The sequence below is a fragment of the Ruegeria sp. G5 genome (genome assembly GCF_056533365.1).
Genome location: NZ_JBQFOK010000004.1, coordinates 70,535 through 92,605 on the forward strand (window position 1 = coordinate 70,535; position 22,071 = coordinate 92,605).

Below are 22,071 nucleotides of genomic sequence, written 5' to 3' on the forward strand. Positions count from 1 at the left end.
GCTGGGGGCCTGAGAATACAGTTTGTTATGTTTGCAGGAGGGCACATTCATGTCCATTGGGTCTATTGGTGTGAAGGCTTTGGTCGTCGCGTCGCTGATAGCGGTATCCGCCACCGCCGGGTTGGCGGACGACAAGAAGAAAAAGAAACAAACCATCGAAGGCGCGCTGATCGGAGCGGGCGTAGGTGCATTGATCGGCGACGGCAGAGGAGCAGCCATTGGCGGCATCGCCGGTGCCATTATCGGACATAACTGGAAATGAATGCGATGAGAAAAACGTTGCAAACCGCCGCGACCGGGCTGTTTTTGATCTTGCCCAGCTTCAGTTTGGCCGATGAGGCCGCGGAACAGATGGTGCAGGATGCATTGCCCGTCATGCACTACACCTGCGCCTCAATCGCCGAAGAGGCTGACGGGGACGAAGCCTTTGTCGTGGCCGTTGTTGAAAAGATGACGGCACTGTCGCTCTACAATCGTCAGATCAATATCGAAGATCACGCGACGACGGATGAAGAAAAAGCCGGACTGCACCAAGCCTTTATCGCAGCCCTTTCCGAAGGGTGCGCTGCGGATAAGGATGCTCTGTTGGGTGGTGTTGTCGATGACGCGGTGAAATCGACACTCGGCTTATAAGCGCTCAGTAATGGGGCGGGCGCTCGTCACCGAAGACGACCCCGCCGGACCCTTCCTGCGCCCGTTCGGCCTCGCGCTGCAACAGCATCTCGACACGCCGGGTCAGGCGGTCGATCTCGGATTGTTGCGTCGTGACGACCGAGTTCAGCTCTTCCACCGTTCGGGTCAGATGGGCGATCTGTTCTTCCAGATGCTGCATGGCGATCTCCTTTAGGCGTGGTCATAGCGGCACGGGCGGGCCATGACCAGTCAAAGCGCGCCTTGCCCCGATGCGGGCCATGGGATAGACCGCGCGCGGAACATGAACCGCAAGGACGCCCCACATGGCCAAGCCCAAGAAACAGCCCCGCCCCAAGGCCGTCACGCCGAAAGGGTTCCGCGACTATTTCGGCCAGGAAGTCTCGCAGCGCACCGAGATGCTGCGGACGATTGCGGATGTCTATCATCGCTATGGGTTCGACGCCTTGGAGAGCAGCGCGGTTGAGACGGTTGAGGCGCTGGGCAAGTTCCTGCCCGACGTGGACCGCCCGAATGAGGGCGTGTTTGCGTGGCAGGAGTTTGACGAAGGCGGCAATGGCGACTGGATGGCCCTGCGCTATGACCTGACCGCGCCTTTGGCCCGCGTCTATGCGCAGCACCGCAACGACCTGCCGACGCCCTATCGCCGCTATGCGATGGGTCCGGTCTGGCGCAACGAAAAACCGGGGCCGGGGCGGTATCGTCAGTTCTATCAATGCGATGCGGATACGGTTGGGACGGCTTCGATGGCCGCGGATGCCGAGATCTGCGCGATGTTGTCGGATACGCTGGAAACCGTGGGTATCCCGCGCGGCGACTATCTGGTGCGCGTCAACAACCGCAAGGTTCTGAACGGTGTGCTTGAGGCGATGGGTCTGGGCGAAGACGCCGCTGCCCGCGACAACGTTCTGCGCACTATCGACAAGTTCGACAAGGTGGGTGAGGCTGGCGTGCGTGAGCTGCTGACCAAGGGCCGTCTGGATGCCTCGGGGGCGTTTATCGATGGTGTTGGTCTGAGCGACGATCAGGCCGAGCCGGTGATTGCCTTCCTGACCTCGAAGGCTGCGGATACCGCGGGCACGCTTGCTAATCTTCGTGCCGCCGTGGGCGACAGCAAGATCGGCGCGGACGGGATCGCTGAATTGGAACAGATCGGCGCTCTGCTTGATGCGGGCGGTTATGGCGCGGACCGGATCGAGATTGATCCTTCGGTCGTGCGCGGTCTCGGCTACTACACCGGACCGGTTTATGAGGCTGAACTGACCTTTGAGATATTCGATGAGAAAGGCCGCAAGCGGCAGTTCGGGTCGGTCTCGGGCGGGGGTCGCTACGACGATCTGGTCAAGCGCTTTACCGGGCAGGAAGTGCCCGCGACCGGCGTGTCCATTGGCGTCGATCGCCTGCTGGCCGCCCTGCGTGAAAAGGGCCGGATCGCGGCGCAGGCCACGGGCCCCGTGGTTGTGACCGTCATGGATCGTGACCGCATGGCTGATTATCAGGCGATGGTGGCCGAGCTGCGCAATGCAGGCATCCGGGCCGAAGTCTATCTTGGCAACCCCAAGAACTTTGGCAATCAGCTGAAATACGCGGACAAACGGAACTCTCCGATTGCGGTAATCGAAGGTGGCGACGAAAAGGCCAATGGGATCGTGCAGATCAAGGACCTGATCCTTGGTGCTAAGATCGCCGAAAGCGCCACGCTTGAGGAATGGAAGGAACGCCCCAGCCAGTTCGAAGTGCCTCGGGGCGATCTGGTCGCCAAAGTACGCGAAATTCTGGACAGTCAGGACTGACCTATGCCCAACCGTTCCCAGATACAGGCCCGCGCCGCGATGATGCGTGTCCGGTTCGAGGCTGCAGGTGCGCAAGTCGTGGACCCGCCTTTGCTGCAGCAGGCGGGCACCTTGCTGGACCTCTACGGTGAGGATATCCGCGCGCGCGCTTATGTGACCTCGGACGCGCTGCGGGGCGAGCAGATGCTGCGCCCCGACTTCACGCTGCCCGTGGTGCAGATGCACATGCGCGACGGGGCCGAGCCCGCGCGCTATACCTATTCCGGTGAGGTGTTCCGGCGGCAGGAACACGACCCGGACCGTTCGAACGAATATATCCAGGTCGGGTATGAGGTGTTTGACCGTGAAGACCCCGCCGGGGCCGATGCCGAGGTGTTTTCGCTGATCGCCCTGCAACTGCGGGGTCTGCCCCTGCGCGCGGCGACCGGGGATATTGGCATTCTGACGGCTGCGGTTCAGGGGCTGCGCACGACGGACCGCCGCAAGGCAGCCTTGATGCGGCATCTCTGGCGTCCCCGTCGGTTCCGTGTCCTGCTGGACCGTTTTGGGGGCCGCAAGCCTGACCCGGAAAGCCGGGCCGCGTTGCTGGATGCGGATACGCCGTTGCACACAAGCGCGCCAATGATTGGCAAGCGAACGGTGTCTGAAATCGAAGACCGAATTGAAGCTTTGCGATTGGACCGCGACGCAGGCGTAATTTCCGAGACCGAAATGGGCGGGTTGGATTCCCTGTTGGCCGTGCGCGAAACCATGCCTTTCGCGCTAGAGCAATTGCGCGACGTGGCGGTTGACCTACCGCAGATTACCCCTGCTCTGGATCGCCTTGAAGCGCGGGTCGCGGCAATGCAGGCGCGTGGGGTGGATGTTGAGGTGCTCGATTTCGAGGCGTCTTATGGCCGGACCTCGATGGAATATTACGACGGTTTCGTCTTCGGCTTTTACGCCGAGGGTCGTCCGGATCTGCCACCCATCGCCACCGGTGGGCGCTATGACGCGCTGACGCGGCAGTTGGGTGGCGGGGCTGAAATCCCCGCCATAGGGGGCGTAATCCGCCCCGACCTGATGCTTGAGATCGAGGAGGCCGCGCAATGAGCTTGAAACTGGGCGTGCCCTCGAAGGGTCGGTTGATGGACAAGACCTTTTCGTGGTTCGAAAAGCGCGGCATCACCCTGTCGCGCAGCGGATCTGATCGCGAGTACGCAGGTAAGGTTGACGGGATTGAAGGCGTCTCGTTGATCCTCCTGTCGGCAGGGGAAATCCCGCGTGAACTGGCCGCGGGGCGTATCCATTTGGGCGTGACCGGAGTTGATCTGGTGCATGAAAAACTACCGCGGTGGGAGCAGCAGGTGGAAGAAATCGCGCCTTTGGGTTTCGGCAAGGCCGACCTGATCATCGCGACACCGGCTTGTTGGGTCGACGTTGATACGTTGGACGATCTGGACGCGGCAGCTGCAGGATTTCGCAAAGCCCACGGGCACCGGCTGCGTATCGCCACCAAGTACCACAGATTGGTGCGTGAGTTCCTCACTGATGCGGGTGTCGCGGACTACACTTTGGTCGACAGCCAGGGCGCGACCGAAGGCACGGTGATGAATGAAACCGCCGAGGCGATCGCTGATATCACCTCGACCGGTGAGACTTTGCGGGCAAATCACCTGAAGATTTTGTCTGACGGGCTGATCTTGAAATCGCAAGCGACACTGTGGCGTAGCCGCGTGGCCAAATGCGACGCGGGGGAAAAGGCGGTTCTGTCAGAATTTCTGGACCGGCTGCGTTAAAGCACACCGATCTCTGCCAGCGCACGGTTCAGATCATCGGGCAGGGCGTCGTCCTGCTCGCGCCCTTTGGGCAGATCGGCAGGCGTATCTTCGGGTTTCAGATAGCGCCACCCCTGAAATGGGCGTTTCAGCGCGTTTTGCGTGCGGTGCACCTCGGGGTCCAGTACGATTGCGCAGCGTCGGATACCGTCTTCACCGCGCACTTCATCCAGTCGCAGCACCTTTTGGCGACACTGGATCACGCCCTTGATCACCCAATAGATTGATCCGCCGTTCAGAACCTCGGCCTCTCGCTTGGGCCACATGCGGGTGACATGGCGCGGGCAACCATCCTCATACAGCGGTCTGCGGCTGTCCTGCCACGCCATCAGCGTATCGACGCTTTCGGATCCAACCGACAGTTTTATGAGGTTTACATACTTATCCACAGTTTTCCCACAGAGTCGTCCCGAGGTCAGTCTTTATATTGTAGTCCTCTGAGGCTTGTCATCAAGGTGTTGTGGTTTAGTTGTGATTTAGGGTAGTCTGGATACCTCTTTCAGCACAGGGAATCACCAATGAGCCGCTTTGCCGCCCCCATCGCCGAGCAGATCTGGGACATGAAATACCGCTTTAAACAGGCGGATGGCACGCCCATCGACCAGACCGTCGAGGACAGTTGGCGACGTATCGCCCGCGATCTGGCGCGGGTGGAAAAGGACCCGGCTCATTGGGAAGATAAGTTCTATGAGGCGTTGGAAGATTTCAAATACTTGCCGGCCGGACGTATCACCGCAGGCGCAGGCACCGCGCGGCAGGTGACGTTGTTCAACTGCTTTGTGATGGGCACTGTGCCCGACAGCATGGGCGGCATTTTCGACATGCTGAAAGAGGCCGCGCTGACCATGCAACAGGGTGGGGGGATCGGATATGATTTCTCGACCATCCGCCCGCGTGGGGCAGATGTAAAAGGGGTTGCGGCGGATGCCTCAGGCCCGCTGAGCTTTATGGACGTGTGGGACGCAATGTGCCGGACGATCATGTCTGCGGGTTCGCGCCGCGGGGCGATGATGGCGACGATGCGCTGTGATCATCCGGATATCGAACAGTTCATCACCGCCAAGTCCGATCCGGCGCGTCTGCGCATGTTTAACATGTCGGTTCTGGTGACCGACCCGTTCATGGAGGCAGTCAAAGCCGATGGCCCTTGGGAGTTGGTGTTCGACGGTAAGATTTATCACACCGTTCAGGCCCGTGATCTTTGGAACAAGATCATGCAGGCGACCTATGACTATGCCGAGCCGGGCGTGATCTTCATTGATCGGATCAACCAGGCAAACAACCTTAGCTATGTGGAAACCATCGCGGCGACAAACCCTTGCGGCGAACAGCCGTTGCCGCCTTATGGGGCGTGTTTGTTGGGCTCGATCAATCTGGCCCGTCTGGTGGCCCAACCCTTCGAGCAGGCGGCACATCTGAACGAAGAGGCATTGCAGGAACTTGTCGCCACCGCTGTGCGCATGATGGACAACGTGGTGGATGCCTCGAAATTCCCGCTGGTAGAGCAAGAGGCCGAGGCGCAAGACAAACGCCGCATCGGGTTGGGCGTAACTGGTTTGGCCGACGCGCTGTTGATGTTGGGTCTGCGCTATGGGTCAGACGAGGCGGCGCGGCAGACCGAGCGCTGGTTGCACGCGATCGCCCGCGCCGCGTATCTGGCGTCGGTCGACTTGGCGAAGGAAAAGGGCGCATTCCCCTTGTTCGATGCCGAGAAATATCTGGCAAGCGGCACGATGCTGCAGATGGACGAAGATGTGCGGGATGCGATCCGGGAACATGGTATTCGGAACGCTTTGCTGACGTCGATCGCGCCGACCGGGACGATTTCACTGTATGCGGGCAATGTGTCGTCCGGGATCGAACCGGTCTTTGCCTATGCCTACACGCGCAAGGTTCTGCAGAAAGACGGGTCACGCACCGAGGAAGAGGTCGTCGACTATGCGGTGCAGATGTGGCGCGACAAGTTTGGTGACAAAGAGCTGCCCGACTATTTCGTCAACGCGCAAACACTGTCACCGTCCGATCACGTCAAGATGCAGGCAGCAGCGCAAAAGTGGATCGACAGCTCAATCTCAAAGACGATCAATTGCCCCGAGGATATCAGCTTTGATGCATTCAAAGACGTTTACATGCAGGCTTGGGATCAGGGTTGCAAAGGATGCACGACGTACCGCCCCAACGATGTAACCGGATCAGTGCTGACCGTTTCGGAAAGCGATGACAAAGCGCCGGGTGAAAGTGTGGACGCACCGCATGAAGTCGATGGCGGCGAAGTCGTTTACATGTCTGAACCTCTGGACCGGCCTCAATCGCTGGAGGGGTCGACCTACAAGCTGAAATGGCCCGATAGCGAGCATGCGATTTACCTGACCATCAACGATATTGTCATTGGCGGCCGACGTCGCCCGTTTGAGGTGTTCATCAACTCGAAGAACATGGAGCATTACGCCTGGACGCTGGCGCTGACGCGTATGATCTCGGCCGTCTTCCGTCGCGGTGGGGACGTGTCCTTTGTGGTCGAAGAATTGAAAGCCGTGTTTGACCCGCGCGGCGGCGCGTGGGTCAAAGGGAAATACATCCCCTCAATCCTTGCCGCCATCGGTGGTGTCATCGAACAGCATCTGATCAATATCGGCTTTTTGGAAGGCGAGGGTATGGGCTTGAAATCGGATCCGCAAGCGCAGGTGGTGAACATGGATGCACCGCGCGGCAAAGCCTGCCCATCTTGTGGACAGTTCGATATGGCGATGATCGAAGGCTGTATGACCTGTCGCAGTTGCGGCCATTCCAAGTGTGGCTAAAGCGGTGTTGCCAGTTTGATTAAAAAGAGTGCGTTTTGGCGGGAGAATATTCCGCCAGACGACGAAATCTGAATCTCTTTAGCAACATTTTTATGAACGTAATGTTAACGTCTCTTTTCTGACAAAATTTCCGCTGATAAGAACGCATAAGTGAGCAGTGACGTGTTTAAAAGTACGGGCGGTAATAATGAGAACCGGGCACAACGGTTGCATAGCCATATCTTGGGCGCAAACAGAGCTGGACGGGCTTGAAAACGCGCCGTTGTCTTTCCTGAAAGTCGGGGCCGCGTGGTCATGGCGGGGACGTGCAATCGTTTTCGATACGCAAGGTGACCTGGGTGCAAGGCCATCCTCCAACACGGTTGACGATTTCTTAAATCAGCATGAGTTGGCTTCAGACGCGCATGGCGTTGTGATTCTGACGAACGGAGCGCAGCAGTTTTCGGCTCTTTTGTATTCGGCGTCTGAACGAACTGAACCGGTTTTGGTATTCGAAGGTGCCTGTCCTGCACGTGAACAGGAATTCTGGGTCGACGAAGTTGTAGAAATTCAGACTGGCAGCGACGAAATCGAGCGCGCTCCGGATACCGTGATTGCGTTTCCCGCGCGTCCCAACATGGATCCCGATATTCACGCGGTTCCGCGTCTGCCGGCTGCGAATTCCGGCCCGTTGATGGACTGAAGGCTCTGGGCCTGCGAAAAAACGAAAAGGCATTGGGCCTGACGTGTTGACTCTTCCCTGACTGCAGATATAAGCGCGGCTTCATTGGTGTTGGTGGCCCCCGCAAGGGGATGCCTGTCATGGGGGAAACCTCAAGAGGACAACGCCCTTCATAGTGGCCTTACAGGGCCTCGACCTAAACGAAGGAGATCAGCCGTGACCAAACGCACGTCTGCCAAGTACAAAATCGACCGCCGGATGGGCGAAAACATCTGGGGCCGTCCGAAATCCCCGATCAACCGTCGTGAATATGGCCCCGGCCAGCACGGTCAGCGCCGCAAGGGCAAACTGTCGGACTTCGGTCTGCAGCTGCGCGCCAAGCAGAAGCTGAAAGGCTACTACGGCGACCTGACCGAGAAGCAGTTCCGCCGCATCTACGCCGAAGCTGAGCGTGTCAAAGGCGACACCGGTGAAAACCTGATCGGTCTGCTGGAGCGCCGTCTGGACGCCGTTGTCTACCGCGCCAAGTTCGTACCGACCGTGTTTGCCGCACGTCAGTTCGTGAACCACGGCCACGTCAAGGTGAACGGCAAGCGGGTCAACATCCCGTCCTACCGCGTCAAAGAAGGCGATGTGATCGAAGTGCGTGACAAGTCCAAGCAACTGGCTGTTGTTCTGGAAGCTGTCGCGCTGGCCGAGCGTGATGTTCCCGACTACATCGACGCCGACCATTCGAAAATGACTGCGACTTTCGTGCGCGCACCGGGTCTGAGCGATGTACCTTACCCGGTCATGATGGAACCGAACCTGGTCGTCGAATTCTACGCGAAGAACTAATCTTCGCTCATCCTTACGAATTTCAGAAACCGCGCCGTTCAGGCGCGGTTTTTTTGTATTGCGCGCCCAATTTCAAACATGATCGGCATTTACGAAAAGCAGGCAGTTCAAACTAAACAGGATCAAACACTTTGCGCGCATTTCAGAACTTGATTTCGGGGGCCACCAAGCGCCGATGTGTTTTGACAAAATTCAGTGTTGGTCTGACGCTGCTGGTCGCGGCGTGTTCTTCTTCGTCAACATCGCTTAACCCAAGCACCCAGCTTTCAACGGACCCGGTTCTTGCAAGCGTCATCAACAGTTTCGAACAGGGATGCATTGTGAATGCGCCCGCATTTGACGCAGGCCGGGTACGGGCGGGCTTTGATGCCAACAAACCCGATCTGGCGCCGGGTATGCTGTTCCTTGCCAGTGGAACGCCGGGAAAATCTTGCGGTACAACCGTTCGTCGATACGGGAAAGAAAGACCAGCACCCTCTGTTGGTGATATCAACCGCTTGGCTCGTATCGTCGCCAACCGAACCGGGTGGGCGTTAACACCGGTCGTCCCCGGCAAAAGCTCGTTTGCAAAGGTGGGGCAAGGGCGCAAGGGCTATTCGGTGGGCGGCTACGTGACTGGAGATGGCGATCTTCGCCTCACTATCTATGAATAACCACTTCAAATCGGTAGCGGTCGCCCCTCGGCGATCGCCTCCATTGCGAAATAGGACGTGACACTGTCCAGTTCTACTTTTTCGATCAGGCGTTGATAGACCTTGTCGTAAGACGCCATGTCAGCGGTCACCACCTTTAACTGATAGTCGTAGTCCCCGCCAATCCGGTGGAAATCAATCACTTCGGGAATGGTCAGGACGTGGCTGCGAAACGCCTGCAACCACTCGGCAGAGTGGTGTCGGGTGCGTAGCATTACAAATACCACAAGACTTAATCCCAGTTTTTCACGCGCAATTTGTGCAGTGGACCCGGTAATCACACCTGTTTCATTCAGCGCTTTTAGCCGCCGCCAGCACGCGTTTTGAGACAACCCAACCCGATCCGCCAACTCACGCTGAGGCAGGGTCGCGTCTTTCTGAAGTTCGCGCAAAATCTGTTGGTCAATATGATCTATTTTTTTGCTCATATAAAATCATATGACACATAATTATCGAAAAAAAGAAAAATTATGGTGAAGTTTTTCCAAATTAGAGGGGTCATATTTGAAGAGCAATAAGGGAGCCTTGCCATGACCTTGTCCAAATTTCGCTCTGACATCCGGACCCCGGCAGTCGTGTCCGCTCTGCGTGACGGGCTGATCGGAGAGAATGTGCGAATCCCGGGTTTGCATGGGGACGTTCCGTTGGTTTACGCGGACTACGTTGCTTCGGGCCGCGCGTTGCGGCAGGTCGAGGATTTTGTGGCGACGCATGTGTTGCCGTTTTATGCAAACAGCCACACCGAAGCCTCTTATTGCGGGTCTTACATGACCCATCTGCGCCGCGAAGCCCGCGCAGAAATCGCCCGTATCGTTGGTGCCAAGGAAGAGGATGCGGTGATATTTACCGGGTCCGGTGCCACTGCGGGTCTCAATCGGCTGGTCAGCCTTATGGGTGTAAATGAGGCAGACCGGCCGGTTGTCTTGATAGGTCCGTATGAGCATCACTCGAACATCCTGCCATGGCGCGAAAGCAAGGCGCGCGTCATCGAAATCCCCGAAGCTGCTGAGGGCGGCGTCGACCTCGTGGTGCTTGAGCGGATGCTGGTGGATCATGCGGCGGCTGACTTGATAATCGGATCTTTTTCGGCGGCGTCCAATGTGACGGGTATTGTCACAGATCCCGACCCGGTTACACGGCTGCTGAAAGACTATGGGGCGATGGCCGTATGGGATTATGCCGGTGGTGGTCCATACCTGCCGATGGACTTGGGCCCTGAGGATGCGCGCAAAGATGCGATCGTGGTGTCCCCGCACAAGTTTCCGGGTGGTCCGGGTGCCTCCGGTGTGCTGATTGTCCGCAAGGGGGCTGTCCAACGGGAATGCCCCAGTTGGCCGGGTGGCGGGACCGTGAGTTTTGTATCGCCGTGGCGGCATGATTACAGCGACGACCTTTCGGCACGCGAAGAGGCGGGGACGCCGAATGTCATTGGCGATATCCGTGCGGCATTGGCCTTTATCGTCAAGGATGTTGTTGGCACCGATGAGATTGCCAGACGTGAGGCGCGCCATAATCGCATGGCGTTGGCGGGTTGGGCCGGTAACCCCAACCTGACACTGTTGGGGGCAGAGAACCCGCATCGCCTGCCGATTTTCTCGTTCCTGGTGCGCGACGCCGAGGGTTCGCCTGTGCACCAACAACTGTTCACCCGAATGCTGAGCGATATCTACGGTATTCAGGCGCGTGGCGGCTGCGCATGTGCGGGGCCCTATGCGCACCGTTTGCTGGGGATTGATCGTGCGGCCTCGGACGCGTTGCATGCAGCGCTTGATGCTGGCGAGGAAATGAAAAAGCCCGGTTGGGTGCGGTTGAACTTTTCCTACCTGATGAGCGATGAAACGGTGCAGTTCATAATTGACAGCGTCAATGATCTGTCGCGACGGACGGCAGAGTTCGCTCCATTCTACAGCGCGGACCCGGCGACCGCCCGCTTCAAAGCGGCGTGACGGAATTGCCGCTTTTCTCAACGCGTTGAGACAGGTATGAGGGGCTCCAATACACGGAGCCTCTTATGACGAAGATCACCCCTCAACCCGGCATCATGGACATCGCGCTTTATCAGGGCGGCCAGTCAAAGGTCGCCGGGGTCGAGCATGTGATCAAGCTCAGCTCGAATGAAAACCCGTTTGGTCCCAGTCCGAAGGCAATCGAAGCTGTGCGCGACAGCGCGGCGACCTTGCACCGTTATCCCAGCACAGACCACGCTAGTCTGCGCGAAGCGATCGGTGTCTGCCACGGGTTGAACCCTGCACAGATCATCTGCGGTGTGGGCAGTGACGAAGTGCTGCAGTTCGTGGCACAGGCCTATGCCGGGCCGGGGGATGAGGTCATCCATACTGAACACGGGTTCTCGATGTATCCCATCATCGCGCGCATGGCCGGGGCGACCCCCGTGATGGTGCCCGAAAAAGACCGCCATGTGGATGTGGACAACATCCTTTCTGCCGTGACAGAGCGGACGCGGATCGTTTTTGTAACCAATCCGGGCAACCCGACGTCCACCATGATCGCCGAGGCAGAGTTGGTGCGATTGGCCGAGGCGTTGCCAAAAACCTGCCTGATGGTCGTGGATGGCGCCTATACTGAGTTTGTCGCCGGTTTCGACGGTGGCGCTTCGTTGGTGGACCGTTTCGACAATGTCATCATGACGCGGACGTTTTCCAAGATTTATGGTCTGGGCGGTATGCGCGTTGGATGGGGGTACGCGGCGCAGTCGATCATTGATGTGCTCAACCGTGTACGCCAGCCTTTCAATCTTTCGCTGACGGCCTTGGCCGCCGCCGAGGCCGCGATCAAGGATGAGGATTATTTGACCTTTTGCCACAATGAAAACGCGCGTCTGCGGGTGTGGCTGTCAGAAGAGCTTGAGAAAATTGGCGTACCTTCGGATGCATCCAGCACGAATTTTATCCTCGCCCGGTTCACGGACCAGGCCGAGGCTGAATCCTGTGACGAATATCTCAAGTCGCAGGGTCTGATCGTGCGTCGCGTTGCGGGATACAATTTGCCAAACGCATTGCGGATCACTGTCGGTGACGAGGACGCCTGTCGCAGGGTCGTAACGGCCATAACGGCGTTCAAAGAGGGCGCAGCATGACCCAAGTGTATGATCGCGTCGCTCTGATCGGGCTGGGCCTGATCGCCTCGTCCATGTACTGGGCTATGAAACGCGGCGGTTTGGCGGGTGAGGTGACGGGTTATGCGCGCTCACAGGCAACCCGCGATACAGCCCGCCGAATTGGGCTGTGTGATCTCATTTGCGACAATGTTTTGGATGCCGTTGAAGGTGCGGACCTTGTCGTCCTGTGCGTCCCCGTCGGCGTGATGGGCGCGGTCGCGGCCGAGATCGCTCCGGCGTTGAAACCGGGGGCGACCGTAAGCGATGTTGGTTCCGTCAAAAGGCATGTGATCGAATCCGTCTCACCGCATATCCCGGATGGTGTGCATTTCATCCCAGCGCACCCACTGGCCGGGACCGAGCATTCAGGGCCCGAGTCCGGCTTTGCCGAGCTGTTTGATAACCGCTGGAATCTGATTGTGCCGGTGGAAGGATCGGACCCTGACGCCGTTGCAAGGTTGCGCGCCCTGTGGGAGGGGATGGGGTCTTACGTTGATGAGATGGATGCGGACCACCATGATCTGGTTTTGGCTGTCACCTCTCACGCGCCGCACCTGATCGCCTATACGATGGTCGGTGTCGCGGATGACTTGCGACGGGTCACCGACAGCGAAGTCATCAAATATTCGGCCGCCGGATTTCGCGATTTCACGCGCATTGCGGCCTCGGACCCGACGATGTGGCGCGATGTTTTCCTGACCAATAAGGATGCCACGCTGGAAATTCTCGGGCGCTTCACCGAGGAACTCTTCGCATTGCAGCGTGCCATACGCACAGGTGATGGCGACCAGCTGTTCGATTATTTCACAAGAACACGTGCAATCCGACGCGGCATTATTGACGCGGGACAAGACACAGATGCGCCGGACTTCGGGCGCGGAAAGACGGGCGCATGACATTTGGATGGCGGGTATTGTTGATCGGGACCATGGCGCTCAGCGCTATTCAGGTTGGCGCGACCCCGTTGGAACAATCCCTGATCCCGGTTGCGCGCCCTGCCAGCACTGCGGCTGTGGCCTTCGTCGCACCTGATCCGGCAAAGGTGCGCCCCGTTTCCCGACCCGTATCTCCTCAGTTATTGGCAGTTGCTGCGCGCCCGGCGGATTTGCCATTGTTAGGGCCGGATACCTCGCTGATGCCGTATAAAAGGCCAGAAGAGGTTGAACAGAAAGCCCTTTTCAAAAAACGCAAACTGCGAAAAGGCTCGGTCTGCGGCGATATCGACATCCAGGGCAAAGCCGTGGGCAGAGTTCCGGGCAAGATCAACGCCTGCGGCATAAAGGATGCCGTTCAGATCACCTCGGTTTCTGGTGTCGCTCTTAGCCGGCCGTCCACAATGGATTGCGGCACGGCTATCGCACTGAACAAGTGGGTCGACAAAACGGTTAAGCCGACGTTCAAACGGCGTGGACCTGTCGTCGAATTGCAGGTGGCGGCACATTACGCGTGCCGTACCAGAAACAACCGCAAAGGTGCCCGAATTTCCGAGCATGGTAAGGGGCGTGCGATTGATATTTCAGGGTTCAAGATGGCTGATGGCGAATTGGTCACGGTGTTGAAAGGCTGGCGCAAAAACCCGTCTCAAAAACAGTTGATCAAGGTCTGGCGCGGGGCCTGTGGTCCGTTCGGAACCGTCTTGGGGCCGAACTCGGACAGGTACCATCGCGACCATTTCCATCTGGATACGGCGCGACACCGTCGCGGTCCTTACTGCCGTTAACGCAGGATCAGGCGTGGCGCAGGACCCAAGGGCAGGGGCCCAAGGGCCACGAACCCGTCACGGAAATTCAGCTGTAAATCAAGGGCGTTGGGGTTACCACCAAGCCCGGCCATGAAGTTCAACGCCCTGGTCACAGGATCAACGGCCTGATCGGGCAAGGCACCGGCAGCATTGGCCATAGCGATCATGTCGCGCCAGTTTTCGGCTTTGATCGCGATCTCTCCTGTAGGGACGCCTTGCGCGTCAACATCCAGTTCTCCGGCTGCAAACAGGCGCAGTGCGCCCCATTTCATCTCGGCAAGACGCAGGTCGATGTTCACAGGTTGTGGTCGACTTTCCTCAAGTGCGGTGCGGTCCCAAGGTTTGTCGAACGTGGTCCGCATGTCGAGTTCCAGCGTCTCAAAAGCCTGAGGCAGAGTGGTGGCAGATCGCATCAACTCGCGCAGGGCATCGCCGGGCATAAACGCGTCTATCCGTGCGCTGATCATATACGTTTCGGGCGTTTCGGTTTGTTCCATGACCAAGGCGAGCGTATCGCCACCCGCCAAAGCTTCGGTATCATCGGCCACCGACCACAGCCCCGCAGTCAGGGCCATTTTTTCCAACACCAACGCGACGCCGGGTTGCAACTGCAATTCCGCCTGCAAATCGCGTGCCTGAATGGTCGAAGTTTGATCGTAATACGAAAGACGCTGCGGCGTGTCGGCAAAGCGCAGGATCTGTCGTCCGGGCCAAATTGCAGGACTTTGGAATTCGATCCAGTCCGCGCTCCAGGCTGTCCCGTTCACCGGGTCGGCCAGTGCGGAGCTGCTCAGACGCGTCACGTGGCTGAATGGATACCCGGCAGTCGCGACCTCTGCGAAATCGGCCTGCCATCCCTGTTCCTGCTGTTGGTCGAACCACGTTGTGATCGCATTTCGCAGCCCGAAGCCAGCGATAAACCAATAGGCACTCCAGATCACAGTTATGACAATGACTACTCGTATCAGACCGCGCATGGCAGTTGGCCCTTTTTCCCGCCTTGAATTTGATGTTTATAGGCCCAAACGGGCAAGGACCAGAGTTATGACGATGTGGGTTTTCGGATATGGGTCACTGCTGTGGAACCCCGGCTTCCCCGTGGCCCGCAGCGAACGCGCCACCCTGCACGGGTATGCCCGCTCGTTTTGCATGAGTTCGATCCATCACCGCGGCACTGAAGACCATCCCGGCCTTGTTCTGGCGCTGGATGAGCAAGGCGATGCACATTGCAAGGGATTGGCGCTGGCCGTCGAGGCCGGACACGAAGACCGGACGTTGCAAGAATTGCGTGAGCGTGAGCTGATTTCATCTGCCTATGTTGAAAAGATGTTGGATGTTCAATTGGACAATGGCGTACCGGTCACCGCTGTCACTTATGTGATCGAGAAGGACCATGTTCAGTATTGTGGTGGTATGCCATTGGAAGAGCAGGCCCAAATCATCGCCCGTGCGGTCGGAGGGCGGGGTCCTAACACGGAATACCTCTATAATACGGCTGAACATCTGGCCGAGATCGGCTTGCGAGACCCTGATCTTGAGTGGTTGGCGCAACGGGTCCGCAGCTTAACCGCATAAACCCTTGGCGTAACCGGCGGATTTTCGCTAGATTCATCTCAGAGCAGATAGAAATCGGGAATAACGCGCATGGCGCAGGCACATCAGGGCGCGAGACCACATTTCTCGCAACCCATTCGTCAGATCGTAACGATGTTGGTTGCGATAGGTCTGGCGGGCTTTGGCGTTTTCATGGCGCTGCCATACGTATTGCCGGTTTTCTACGCAAACCCCTATCTGAACGGTTTCATTCTGCTGGTGTTTTTCATCGGTGTTCTTGCGTGTTTCTATCAGGTGACGCAACTGATCGGGTCCGTGCGCTGGATTGAGGCCTTTGTTGGCGGCGTTGTGCGCGAAGATGCCCGGACACCCCAATTGCTGGCACCGCTTGCGTCTTTGCTGCGCGAGCGCGGTGCACGGTCGCAGATCAGCTCAAGCTCGACCCGGTCAATTCTCGACTCGGTGGCGGAACGGGTCGAAGAAGAGCGTGAGATCACGCGATATATCACCAACGTTCTGATTTATCTGGGCTTGTTGGGAACGTTTTTTGGTCTTGCAACCACCGTGCCCGCGATCGTCGATACGATCCGCAGCCTGAACCCTCAGGAGGGCGAAGAGGGGCTGGCCGTTTTCAACCGTCTTATGGTTGGGCTTGAGGCACAGCTTCAAGGTATGGGCGTGGCCTTTGGATCGTCTTTGCTGGGTCTTGCCGGATCCCTTATCGTAGGCTTGCTTGAGCTGTTTGCAGGTCATGGGCAAAGCCGTTTTTATCGTGAACTGGAAGAATGGCTGTCATCAATTACGCGGGTCGGATTTGCGTCGAGTGATGAGGGTGGTGCGGAAATTGCAGTGCTGACCCCAGTTCTGGACGCGATGTCAGAGCAGATGAACGCGCTTCAGGACTTGTTCGAAGCGCAAGAGGCCGACCGTGCTGCCGTATCTGCAAAGCTAGGGCAGTTGGTCAGCTCGATTGGTGAAATGAATATGCGCCAGTCTGAGACCGAAGGGGTGACAGCGGCGTTGGAGCGCGTGGCTCTGGGTCAGGATGCGTTGCTGGATCGCATGCGCGAGCAGGGCACGGGTGAAGGTATAGACGCCGAAAGCCGGATGCGCTTGCGGTCGATGGACGTCCAACTGCTGCGTATCCTCGAAGAGATATCCGCTGGCCGGCAAGAAAGCATGAATGAGCTGCGCAAGGATATTGAACTGTTGGTTAAAGCTCTGACTTTGCCCCGCGGTTCCGTGCGCACCAGCCTGGACGGAGAATAACCTATGGCCCTGTCCAGGCGCACAGGTCAGCGGTTTCAGGGCTCAGTATGGCCCGGCTTTGTGGATGCGATCACAGGGCTTTTGATGGTTTTGACCTTCGTTCTGACCATCTTCATGGTGGTGCAGTTCGTACTGCGCGAGACGATCTCGGGGCAGGAAGACGAACTGACAGCGTTGTCTGACGAAGTCGCCGCGCTTGCTGGGGCTTTGGGTTTGGAAGAGCGTGAAAACAGTCGCCTCGAAGCACGGCTTGGCGCGCTGAACTCGACTTTGTCAGAGGTAGAAAGCGAATTGGTTGACGCGCAAATCCGACTGACGGATTTTGAAGACCAGGTTGCCGCCTTGCTTGCTGATCAGGAGAGGTCGCGCGGGGCGATCGCATCGCTGGAGTCGGAGCGCGAAAACCTGCTGAGTGAACAAGAGGCGTTGAATCTGGCACTTGCACAAAGCCGTGCTGAGATTGATGCTCAGGCTGAGGCTGCCCGGTTGGCAGCTGCTCGACGCGAGGCGCTGGAAGCGCTTGTAGCTGATCTGGAACAAAGTGGCACGGATCAGGCAGCGTTGATCTCGGACCTCGAAGCGCAGCTTTCTGCAGAAGAAGCTGCGCGTCTGGCTGAAGCCGCAGCAGCCGAAAATCTGCGTAATCGACTGCAGGACGCGGATGCAGAGCTGACGGCTATGACGCTTGCGCTTGAGGCTCAACGCCAAGAGGCAGAAGACACATTGACCCTGTTGGCCGCGGCACGCGCTGCGCAGGCCGAATTGGAACGCCAATTTGGTGAACTGAACACCGAAGAACTTCAGGCGCAACTCGAAGCCGCGTTGGCTGCGCAGCTTCAGGCGCAATCCGAGGCTGATGAGCAACGCACACTTGCTCGGGAGCGCGCGGATTTGCTTGCGGTTGCCAGAGATGCGATTTCGGCGGAACAGGCGATTTCCGAAAAAGCACAGCGTCAGACAGCACTGTTGAACCAACAAATGTCGGCGTTGCGTGAGCAGTTGGGCGGGTTGCAGGCGCTGTTGGATGACTATGAAGAGCGCAATGCCGCTGCAGATATCCGTATCCAGACGCTGGGTCAGGACCTCAATGCGGCACTGGCGCGGGCTGCATCGGAAGAGCGCCGCCGCCGCCTTTTGGAAGAGGCTGAACGCATACGTTTGGAAGCCGAAGCCGAAGCATTGTCGGGCCAGAACGAGGAGCTGACCGCTCAGGCAGAGGACCTGCAGCGATATCGGTCCGAATTCTTTGGTCGTTTGCGCGACGTTTTGGGAGATCAGGAAGGTGTCCGGATCGAAGGGGACCGTTTCGTGTTTTCCTCTGAGGTCCTTTTTGACACGGGCTCTGCGATTTTGTCACCTGAGGGACAGCTTGAAGTGGCAAAGGTGGCCAACATCCTGCGGAGCGTGGCGGCCGAGATCCCGGCTGGGCTGAATTGGGTTATCCGGGTTGATGGCCATACTGACAATGTGCCTTTGGCAGGGACTGGTCGCTATCGTGACAACTGGGAACTGAGCCAAGGCAGAGCATTGTCAGTTGTCCTGTATATGGTCGAGGCATTGGGCATACCGCCCAACCGACTTGCTGCGAACGGGTTTGGTGAGTTTCAACCTGTGAACCCGGCAGACACACCCGAAGCACGTGCGCAGAACCGCCGGATCGAACTGAAACTGACAGAGAGATAAGCTCAGCGCACAGTCAGGGTCGTTGTCATGCGGCTGATTTCCGTACCTTGGCGCAATAGTGAGATCACGCCAGTATATGTTCCGCTTGGCCAGGGATCGGACTGGCGACGACGTCCGGCGGCACGAAAAACGCGGGCTTGGGTTCGGTCAAATACCGCGTCATGAGTTGTCAGCACCCCTTCGGGTCCGTTCACGACAAGGCGCATGACATCGCCGTCCTGAACACCGAAAGCATGACCGAACACAACCAGGGCAGGGGCTTGCGGTGTTAATGCGTCGGACCGCGCTGTGCCCGCCAGAACATCGTCATATTCAGGCACGACATCCGAAAATCCAACGGAAACCAAGGCACCCGGGATGTAATCCGGTGCGTTATCCCACAAGGTGGACTCCGAAGGCGCGCATTGTGCCGCATCATCTGGCGTAAAAGGATCAACAACGCGACCGTCCTTACGCACGGACAGATGTAGATGAGGAAACTGGGTCAGGCCGCTAAGCCCAACCTGACCAATAACTGTACCGGCCTCCACGCGCTGGCCTTGCCTAACTTGCAAAGAGCCATTTTTGAGGTGGCAGTACTGAGTCTCCCAGCCGTCCTCGTGCGTAATGACGACACCGTTCCCGCATTCGCGGTTTGCAATTGATGCGGCTTGTTCCGGGTCGTAACGGCGATCAGCCATTCCATCACGCACTCCGCGTACAATACCCGGCGCTGCGGCCAGAACGTCCACACCAGATGCCATATCCGCCAATGACCGCAGCGCAAAGTCCGTACCTTTGTGCCCATCATAGCTGAGCGGCCCACAACGAAAGTCGCTCACGCCCTGCGTTGAATCCTGATCAACGTAGTTCTGAATAAAGCAGGTCTGGTTAAGCGTGCAGTCAACGGGATGCTGCAAAGAGATATCGCTCGCTGCTTGGGCGGCAACGAGCGATAGAATGGCTGTCAATGCAGCCCGCACTTAGTCTGCTGTCAAAAGCGGAGGTTTGTCACCCGGTATCCTAGGCTGGTCAGGACCCAGAATTTCCAGGTTCAGTTCACCCTTCTTGACCGATACGCGGACCACACCACCCTTGGCGAGTTTGCCGAACAGCAATTCCTCGGCCAGAGGTTTCTTGATGTGCTCCTGGATGACGCGACCCAGTGGGCGCGCACCCATTTTGTCGTCATACCCTTCGTCGGCAAGCCACTCGGCTGCTTTGGGTGTCAGATCAATCGTGACGTTCCGATCCAGCAATTGAGCTTCAAGCTGCAGCACGAACTTTTCGACAACCTGCAGAATGACCTCTTTTGGCAGTGGCGCGAACGAGATCACCGCGTCCAGACGGTTGCGGAACTCAGGCGTGAAGGTGCGTTCGATTGCAGCCGTGTCTTCGCCTTCGCGACGATCACGTCCAAAGCCAATCGCGGCTTTCGCCTGCTCTTGCGCACCTGCGTTCGAGGTCATGATCAGCACCACATTACGGAAGTTGACAGTGCGTCCGTTGTGGTCCGTCAGCTCGCCGTGGTCCATCACCTGCAACAGGATGTTGAACACGTCGGGATGCGCTTTCTCGATCTCGTCCAGCAGCAGCACGCAGTGCGGATGCTGATCCACGCCGTCTGTCAAAAGACCGCCCTGATCAAACCCGACATAACCCGGAGGGGCACCGATCAGGCGACTGACGGCATGCTTCTCCATGTACTCGGACATGTCAAAACGCAGCAATTCCACGCCCAGCGTATCGGCAAGTTGTTTTGCCACTTCGGTCTTACCTACACCGGTCGGACCTGCGAACAGGTAGTTCCCGATTGGCTTCTCAGGCTCGCGCAAACCGGCACGAGCCAGCTTGATTGCGCTGGACAGGGCAACGATTGCATCGTCCTGACCGAACACAACCCGCTTCAGCGACGCTTCCAGATCTTTCAGAACTTCGGCATCATCCTTGGTGACGTTTTTCGGTGGAATGCGCGCAATCTTCGCTACTACGGCTTCGATCTCTTTAACACCGATGGTCTTGCGACGCTTGCTTTCAGCAACCAGATGTTGAGCCGCGCCAGCCTCGTCAATCACGTCGATCGCTTTGTCCGGCAGTTTACGGTCATTGATATACCGCGCCGAAAGCTCCACGGCGGTTTTGATTGCATCCGCAGTGTATTTTATCTCGTGGTGTTTTTCGAAATAGGGCTTCAGACCACGCAGGATTTTCACGCTGTCTTCGACCGAAGGCTCATTCACGTCGATTTTCTGGAACCGACGGCTGAGCGCGCGGTCCTTTTCAAAGTGCTGACGGAACTCTTTATATGTGGTCGAGCCCATAGTGCGCAGCTTGCCGCCCTGCAGGGCAGGTTTCAGCAAGTTCGACGCGTCCATTGCGCCGCCGGAAGTGGCACCGGCACCGATTACGGTGTGAATCTCATCGATGAACAGAACGGCATCGGGGTGTTCTTCCAATTCAGTGACGACCGCTTTCAGCCGTTCCTCGAAATCACCGCGATAGCGGGTGCCCGCCAGCAGCGCGCCCATGTCCAATGAATAGATGGTGGTTTCGGACAGAACATCGGGGGCCTCGCCGGCCACGATCTTATGGGCCAGACCTTCGGCTATTGCGGTTTTGCCAACACCCGGATCACCCACCAGCAGTGGGTTATTCTTGCGGCGACGGCAGAGCACCTGAATGCAGCGTTCGACCTCATCGCTGCGTCCGATCAGCGGATCAACATCGCCCGCGCGCGACTTGGCGTTCAGGTCGATGCAGTATTTGCCCAGAGCGCTTTCTTTTTGCTCACCCTCACCAGACCCGGCCTGAACTTCGTCTTCAACCTGATCTGCGCCGGAAACCGAGCGGTTTTCACCATAAGCCGGGTCCTTCGCGACGCCGTGCGCAATGAAGTTGACCGCGTCATAGCGCGTCATGTCCTGCTCTTGCAGGAAATAGGCCGCGTTGCTTTCGCGTTCGGCGAAAATGGCGACCAGAACATTGGCACCGGTTACTTCGGTACGCCCCGAACTTTGAACGTGAATTGCAGCGCGTTGAATAACACGTTGGAACGCCGCCGTCGGAACCGCTTCGGATCCGTCAATATCGGTGACGAGATTAGAAAGATCTTCGTCGATAAATTCGATTAGAGTGCTGCGCAGCTCTTCCAGATCAACGCTGCAGGCTTTCATGACGCGGATGGCGTCAGGCTCCTCCAACAGCGCCAGGAGAAGATGCTCCAGCGTTGCGAATTCGTGTCGCCGTTCGTTCGCAGCCGCCAGGGCCGCGTGAATGGCTTGTTCTAATGTGCTCGAGAATGAAGGCACGCGGGTGCTCCTCTATCTTGGGTCGGAAGGGGCGCGGGCTGTAGGCCGGATCCCCATCCCAACCATGTCCTCATACTATTAGAGTTTGGTTGATCATGGCCCGGCTTCAAGGGTTTTCTTTCACTTGACAGTCACATTTGTTGTGACCGTGACCGTGAAGTTCGTGA

22 protein-coding genes are annotated in these 22,071 nt (G+C 57.8%); 16 read left to right on the forward strand and 6 right to left on the reverse strand.

Annotated elements, in window-relative coordinates:
- Positions 1 to 49 precede the first annotated feature (49 nt).
- Complete coding sequence (locus ACR0BD_RS08360) at positions 50 to 262, forward strand: YMGG-like glycine zipper-containing protein (protein ID WP_480696572.1); 213 nt, start codon at positions 50 to 52, stop codon at positions 260 to 262.
- 5 nt (positions 263 to 267) lie between these two features.
- Positions 268 to 633 carry a hypothetical protein gene (locus ACR0BD_RS08365; protein ID WP_480829937.1) on the forward strand — a complete coding sequence of 122 codons (366 nt, stop codon included), beginning with the start codon at positions 268 to 270 and terminating at the stop codon, positions 631 to 633.
- Between the two features lie 4 nt (positions 634 to 637).
- On the opposite strand, the gene ACR0BD_RS08370 is transcribed toward ACR0BD_RS08365, so the two are convergent.
- A complete protein-coding gene (locus ACR0BD_RS08370) occupies positions 638 to 832 on the reverse strand; it encodes a SlyX family protein (RefSeq protein ID WP_480829938.1) in 195 nt (64 codons plus the stop codon).
- A gap of 124 nt (positions 833 to 956) precedes the next feature.
- On the opposite strand from ACR0BD_RS08370, the gene hisS reads away from it, so the two are divergent.
- From hisS to hisG, 3 genes are read left to right on the forward strand one after another with little or no spacing between them, the layout of a single operon-like run.
- Positions 957 to 2,444 (forward strand): histidine--tRNA ligase, encoded by a 1,488-nt coding sequence (gene hisS / locus ACR0BD_RS08375; protein WP_480829939.1) that lies wholly within the window; start codon positions 957 to 959, stop codon positions 2,442 to 2,444.
- A 3-nt stretch (positions 2,445 to 2,447) separates the two neighbouring features.
- Entirely contained in the window at positions 2,448 to 3,536 is a 1,089-nt protein-coding gene (locus ACR0BD_RS08380; protein ID WP_480829941.1) for an ATP phosphoribosyltransferase regulatory subunit, read from the forward strand.
- A complete protein-coding gene (gene hisG, locus ACR0BD_RS08385; RefSeq protein WP_480829942.1) occupies positions 3,533 to 4,222 on the forward strand; it encodes an ATP phosphoribosyltransferase in 690 nt (229 codons plus the stop codon). Before ACR0BD_RS08380 ends, hisG begins: the two co-directional genes overlap by 4 nt.
- On the opposite strand, the gene ACR0BD_RS08390 is transcribed toward hisG, so the two are convergent.
- The gene (locus ACR0BD_RS08390) at positions 4,219 to 4,650 is read right to left on the reverse strand and encodes a DUF1489 family protein (protein ID WP_480829943.1); all 432 of its coding nucleotides are present in this window, start codon (positions 4,648 to 4,650) and stop codon (positions 4,219 to 4,221) included. The genes hisG and ACR0BD_RS08390 overlap by 4 nt on opposite strands.
- Before the next feature lie 129 nt (positions 4,651 to 4,779).
- On the opposite strand from ACR0BD_RS08390, the gene ACR0BD_RS08395 reads away from it, so the two are divergent.
- From ACR0BD_RS08395 to ACR0BD_RS08410, 4 genes are all read left to right on the forward strand, one after another.
- On the forward strand, positions 4,780 to 7,062 hold the full coding sequence (locus ACR0BD_RS08395) for an adenosylcobalamin-dependent ribonucleoside-diphosphate reductase (protein ID WP_480829945.1): 2,283 nt from the start codon (positions 4,780 to 4,782) through the stop codon (positions 7,060 to 7,062).
- 187 nt (positions 7,063 to 7,249) lie between these two features.
- Positions 7,250 to 7,744, forward strand: a complete 495-nt coding sequence (locus ACR0BD_RS08400) for a hypothetical protein (protein ID WP_480829947.1) — start codon at positions 7,250 to 7,252, stop codon at positions 7,742 to 7,744.
- Positions 7,745 to 7,939: 195 nt separating this feature from the next.
- Entirely contained in the window at positions 7,940 to 8,560 is a 621-nt protein-coding gene (gene rpsD / locus ACR0BD_RS08405; RefSeq protein WP_170325974.1) for a 30S ribosomal protein S4, read from the forward strand.
- A 182-nt stretch (positions 8,561 to 8,742) separates the two neighbouring features.
- Complete coding sequence (locus ACR0BD_RS08410; protein ID WP_480829948.1) at positions 8,743 to 9,213, forward strand: hypothetical protein; 471 nt, start codon at positions 8,743 to 8,745, stop codon at positions 9,211 to 9,213.
- Between the two features lie 5 nt (positions 9,214 to 9,218).
- Here ACR0BD_RS08410 and ACR0BD_RS08415 read toward each other — a convergent pair whose 3' ends face one another.
- The gene (locus ACR0BD_RS08415) at positions 9,219 to 9,680 is read right to left on the reverse strand and encodes an Lrp/AsnC family transcriptional regulator (RefSeq protein ID WP_480829949.1); all 462 of its coding nucleotides are present in this window, start codon (positions 9,678 to 9,680) and stop codon (positions 9,219 to 9,221) included.
- A 102-nt stretch (positions 9,681 to 9,782) separates the two neighbouring features.
- Here ACR0BD_RS08415 and ACR0BD_RS08420 point away from each other — a divergent pair, with 102 nt between their 5' ends.
- The 4 genes from ACR0BD_RS08420 to ACR0BD_RS08435 all read left to right on the forward strand — a co-directional run bounded on the left by ACR0BD_RS08420 (position 9,783) and on the right by ACR0BD_RS08435 (position 14,090).
- Positions 9,783 to 11,198 carry an aminotransferase class V-fold PLP-dependent enzyme gene (locus ACR0BD_RS08420; RefSeq protein ID WP_480829950.1) on the forward strand — a complete coding sequence of 472 codons (1,416 nt, stop codon included), beginning with the start codon at positions 9,783 to 9,785 and terminating at the stop codon, positions 11,196 to 11,198.
- Between the two features lie 65 nt (positions 11,199 to 11,263).
- Complete coding sequence (gene hisC, locus ACR0BD_RS08425) at positions 11,264 to 12,349, forward strand: histidinol-phosphate transaminase (RefSeq protein WP_480829951.1); 1,086 nt, start codon at positions 11,264 to 11,266, stop codon at positions 12,347 to 12,349.
- Entirely contained in the window at positions 12,346 to 13,266 is a 921-nt protein-coding gene (locus ACR0BD_RS08430) for a prephenate/arogenate dehydrogenase family protein (RefSeq protein ID WP_480829953.1), read from the forward strand. The genes hisC and ACR0BD_RS08430 overlap by 4 nt, the downstream gene beginning before the upstream one ends.
- Entirely contained in the window at positions 13,263 to 14,090 is an 828-nt protein-coding gene (locus ACR0BD_RS08435; protein ID WP_480696546.1) for an extensin-like domain-containing protein, read from the forward strand. The genes ACR0BD_RS08430 and ACR0BD_RS08435 overlap by 4 nt, the downstream gene beginning before the upstream one ends.
- Here the strand turns inward: ACR0BD_RS08435 and ACR0BD_RS08440 are convergent.
- Complete coding sequence (locus ACR0BD_RS08440; RefSeq protein WP_480829955.1) at positions 14,087 to 15,088, reverse strand: DUF2125 domain-containing protein; 1,002 nt, start codon at positions 15,086 to 15,088, stop codon at positions 14,087 to 14,089. The genes ACR0BD_RS08435 and ACR0BD_RS08440 overlap by 4 nt on opposite strands.
- Positions 15,089 to 15,155: 67 nt before the next feature.
- Here ACR0BD_RS08440 and ACR0BD_RS08445 point away from each other — a divergent pair, with 67 nt between their 5' ends.
- From ACR0BD_RS08445 to ACR0BD_RS08455, 3 genes are all read left to right on the forward strand, one after another.
- Positions 15,156 to 15,686 (forward strand): gamma-glutamylcyclotransferase, encoded by a 531-nt coding sequence (locus ACR0BD_RS08445; RefSeq protein ID WP_480829956.1) that lies wholly within the window; start codon positions 15,156 to 15,158, stop codon positions 15,684 to 15,686.
- 69 nt (positions 15,687 to 15,755) lie between these two features.
- Entirely contained in the window at positions 15,756 to 16,934 is a 1,179-nt protein-coding gene (locus tag ACR0BD_RS08450; RefSeq protein WP_480829957.1) for a biopolymer transporter ExbB, read from the forward strand.
- A 3-nt stretch (positions 16,935 to 16,937) separates the two neighbouring features.
- Positions 16,938 to 18,617 carry a peptidoglycan -binding protein gene (locus tag ACR0BD_RS08455; RefSeq protein ID WP_480829958.1) on the forward strand — a complete coding sequence of 560 codons (1,680 nt, stop codon included), beginning with the start codon at positions 16,938 to 16,940 and terminating at the stop codon, positions 18,615 to 18,617.
- 2 nt (positions 18,618 to 18,619) lie between these two features.
- Here the strand turns inward: ACR0BD_RS08455 and ACR0BD_RS08460 are convergent, their stop codons facing one another.
- Both ACR0BD_RS08460 and clpA read right to left on the reverse strand, forming a co-directional pair.
- Positions 18,620 to 19,438, reverse strand: a complete 819-nt coding sequence (locus ACR0BD_RS08460; protein WP_480829959.1) for a M23 family metallopeptidase — start codon at positions 19,436 to 19,438, stop codon at positions 18,620 to 18,622.
- A gap of 141 nt (positions 19,439 to 19,579) precedes the next feature.
- Positions 19,580 to 21,904, reverse strand: a complete 2,325-nt coding sequence (gene clpA / locus ACR0BD_RS08465; RefSeq protein WP_480829961.1) for an ATP-dependent Clp protease ATP-binding subunit ClpA — start codon at positions 21,902 to 21,904, stop codon at positions 19,580 to 19,582.
- Between the last annotated feature and the right edge of the window lie 167 nt (positions 21,905 to 22,071).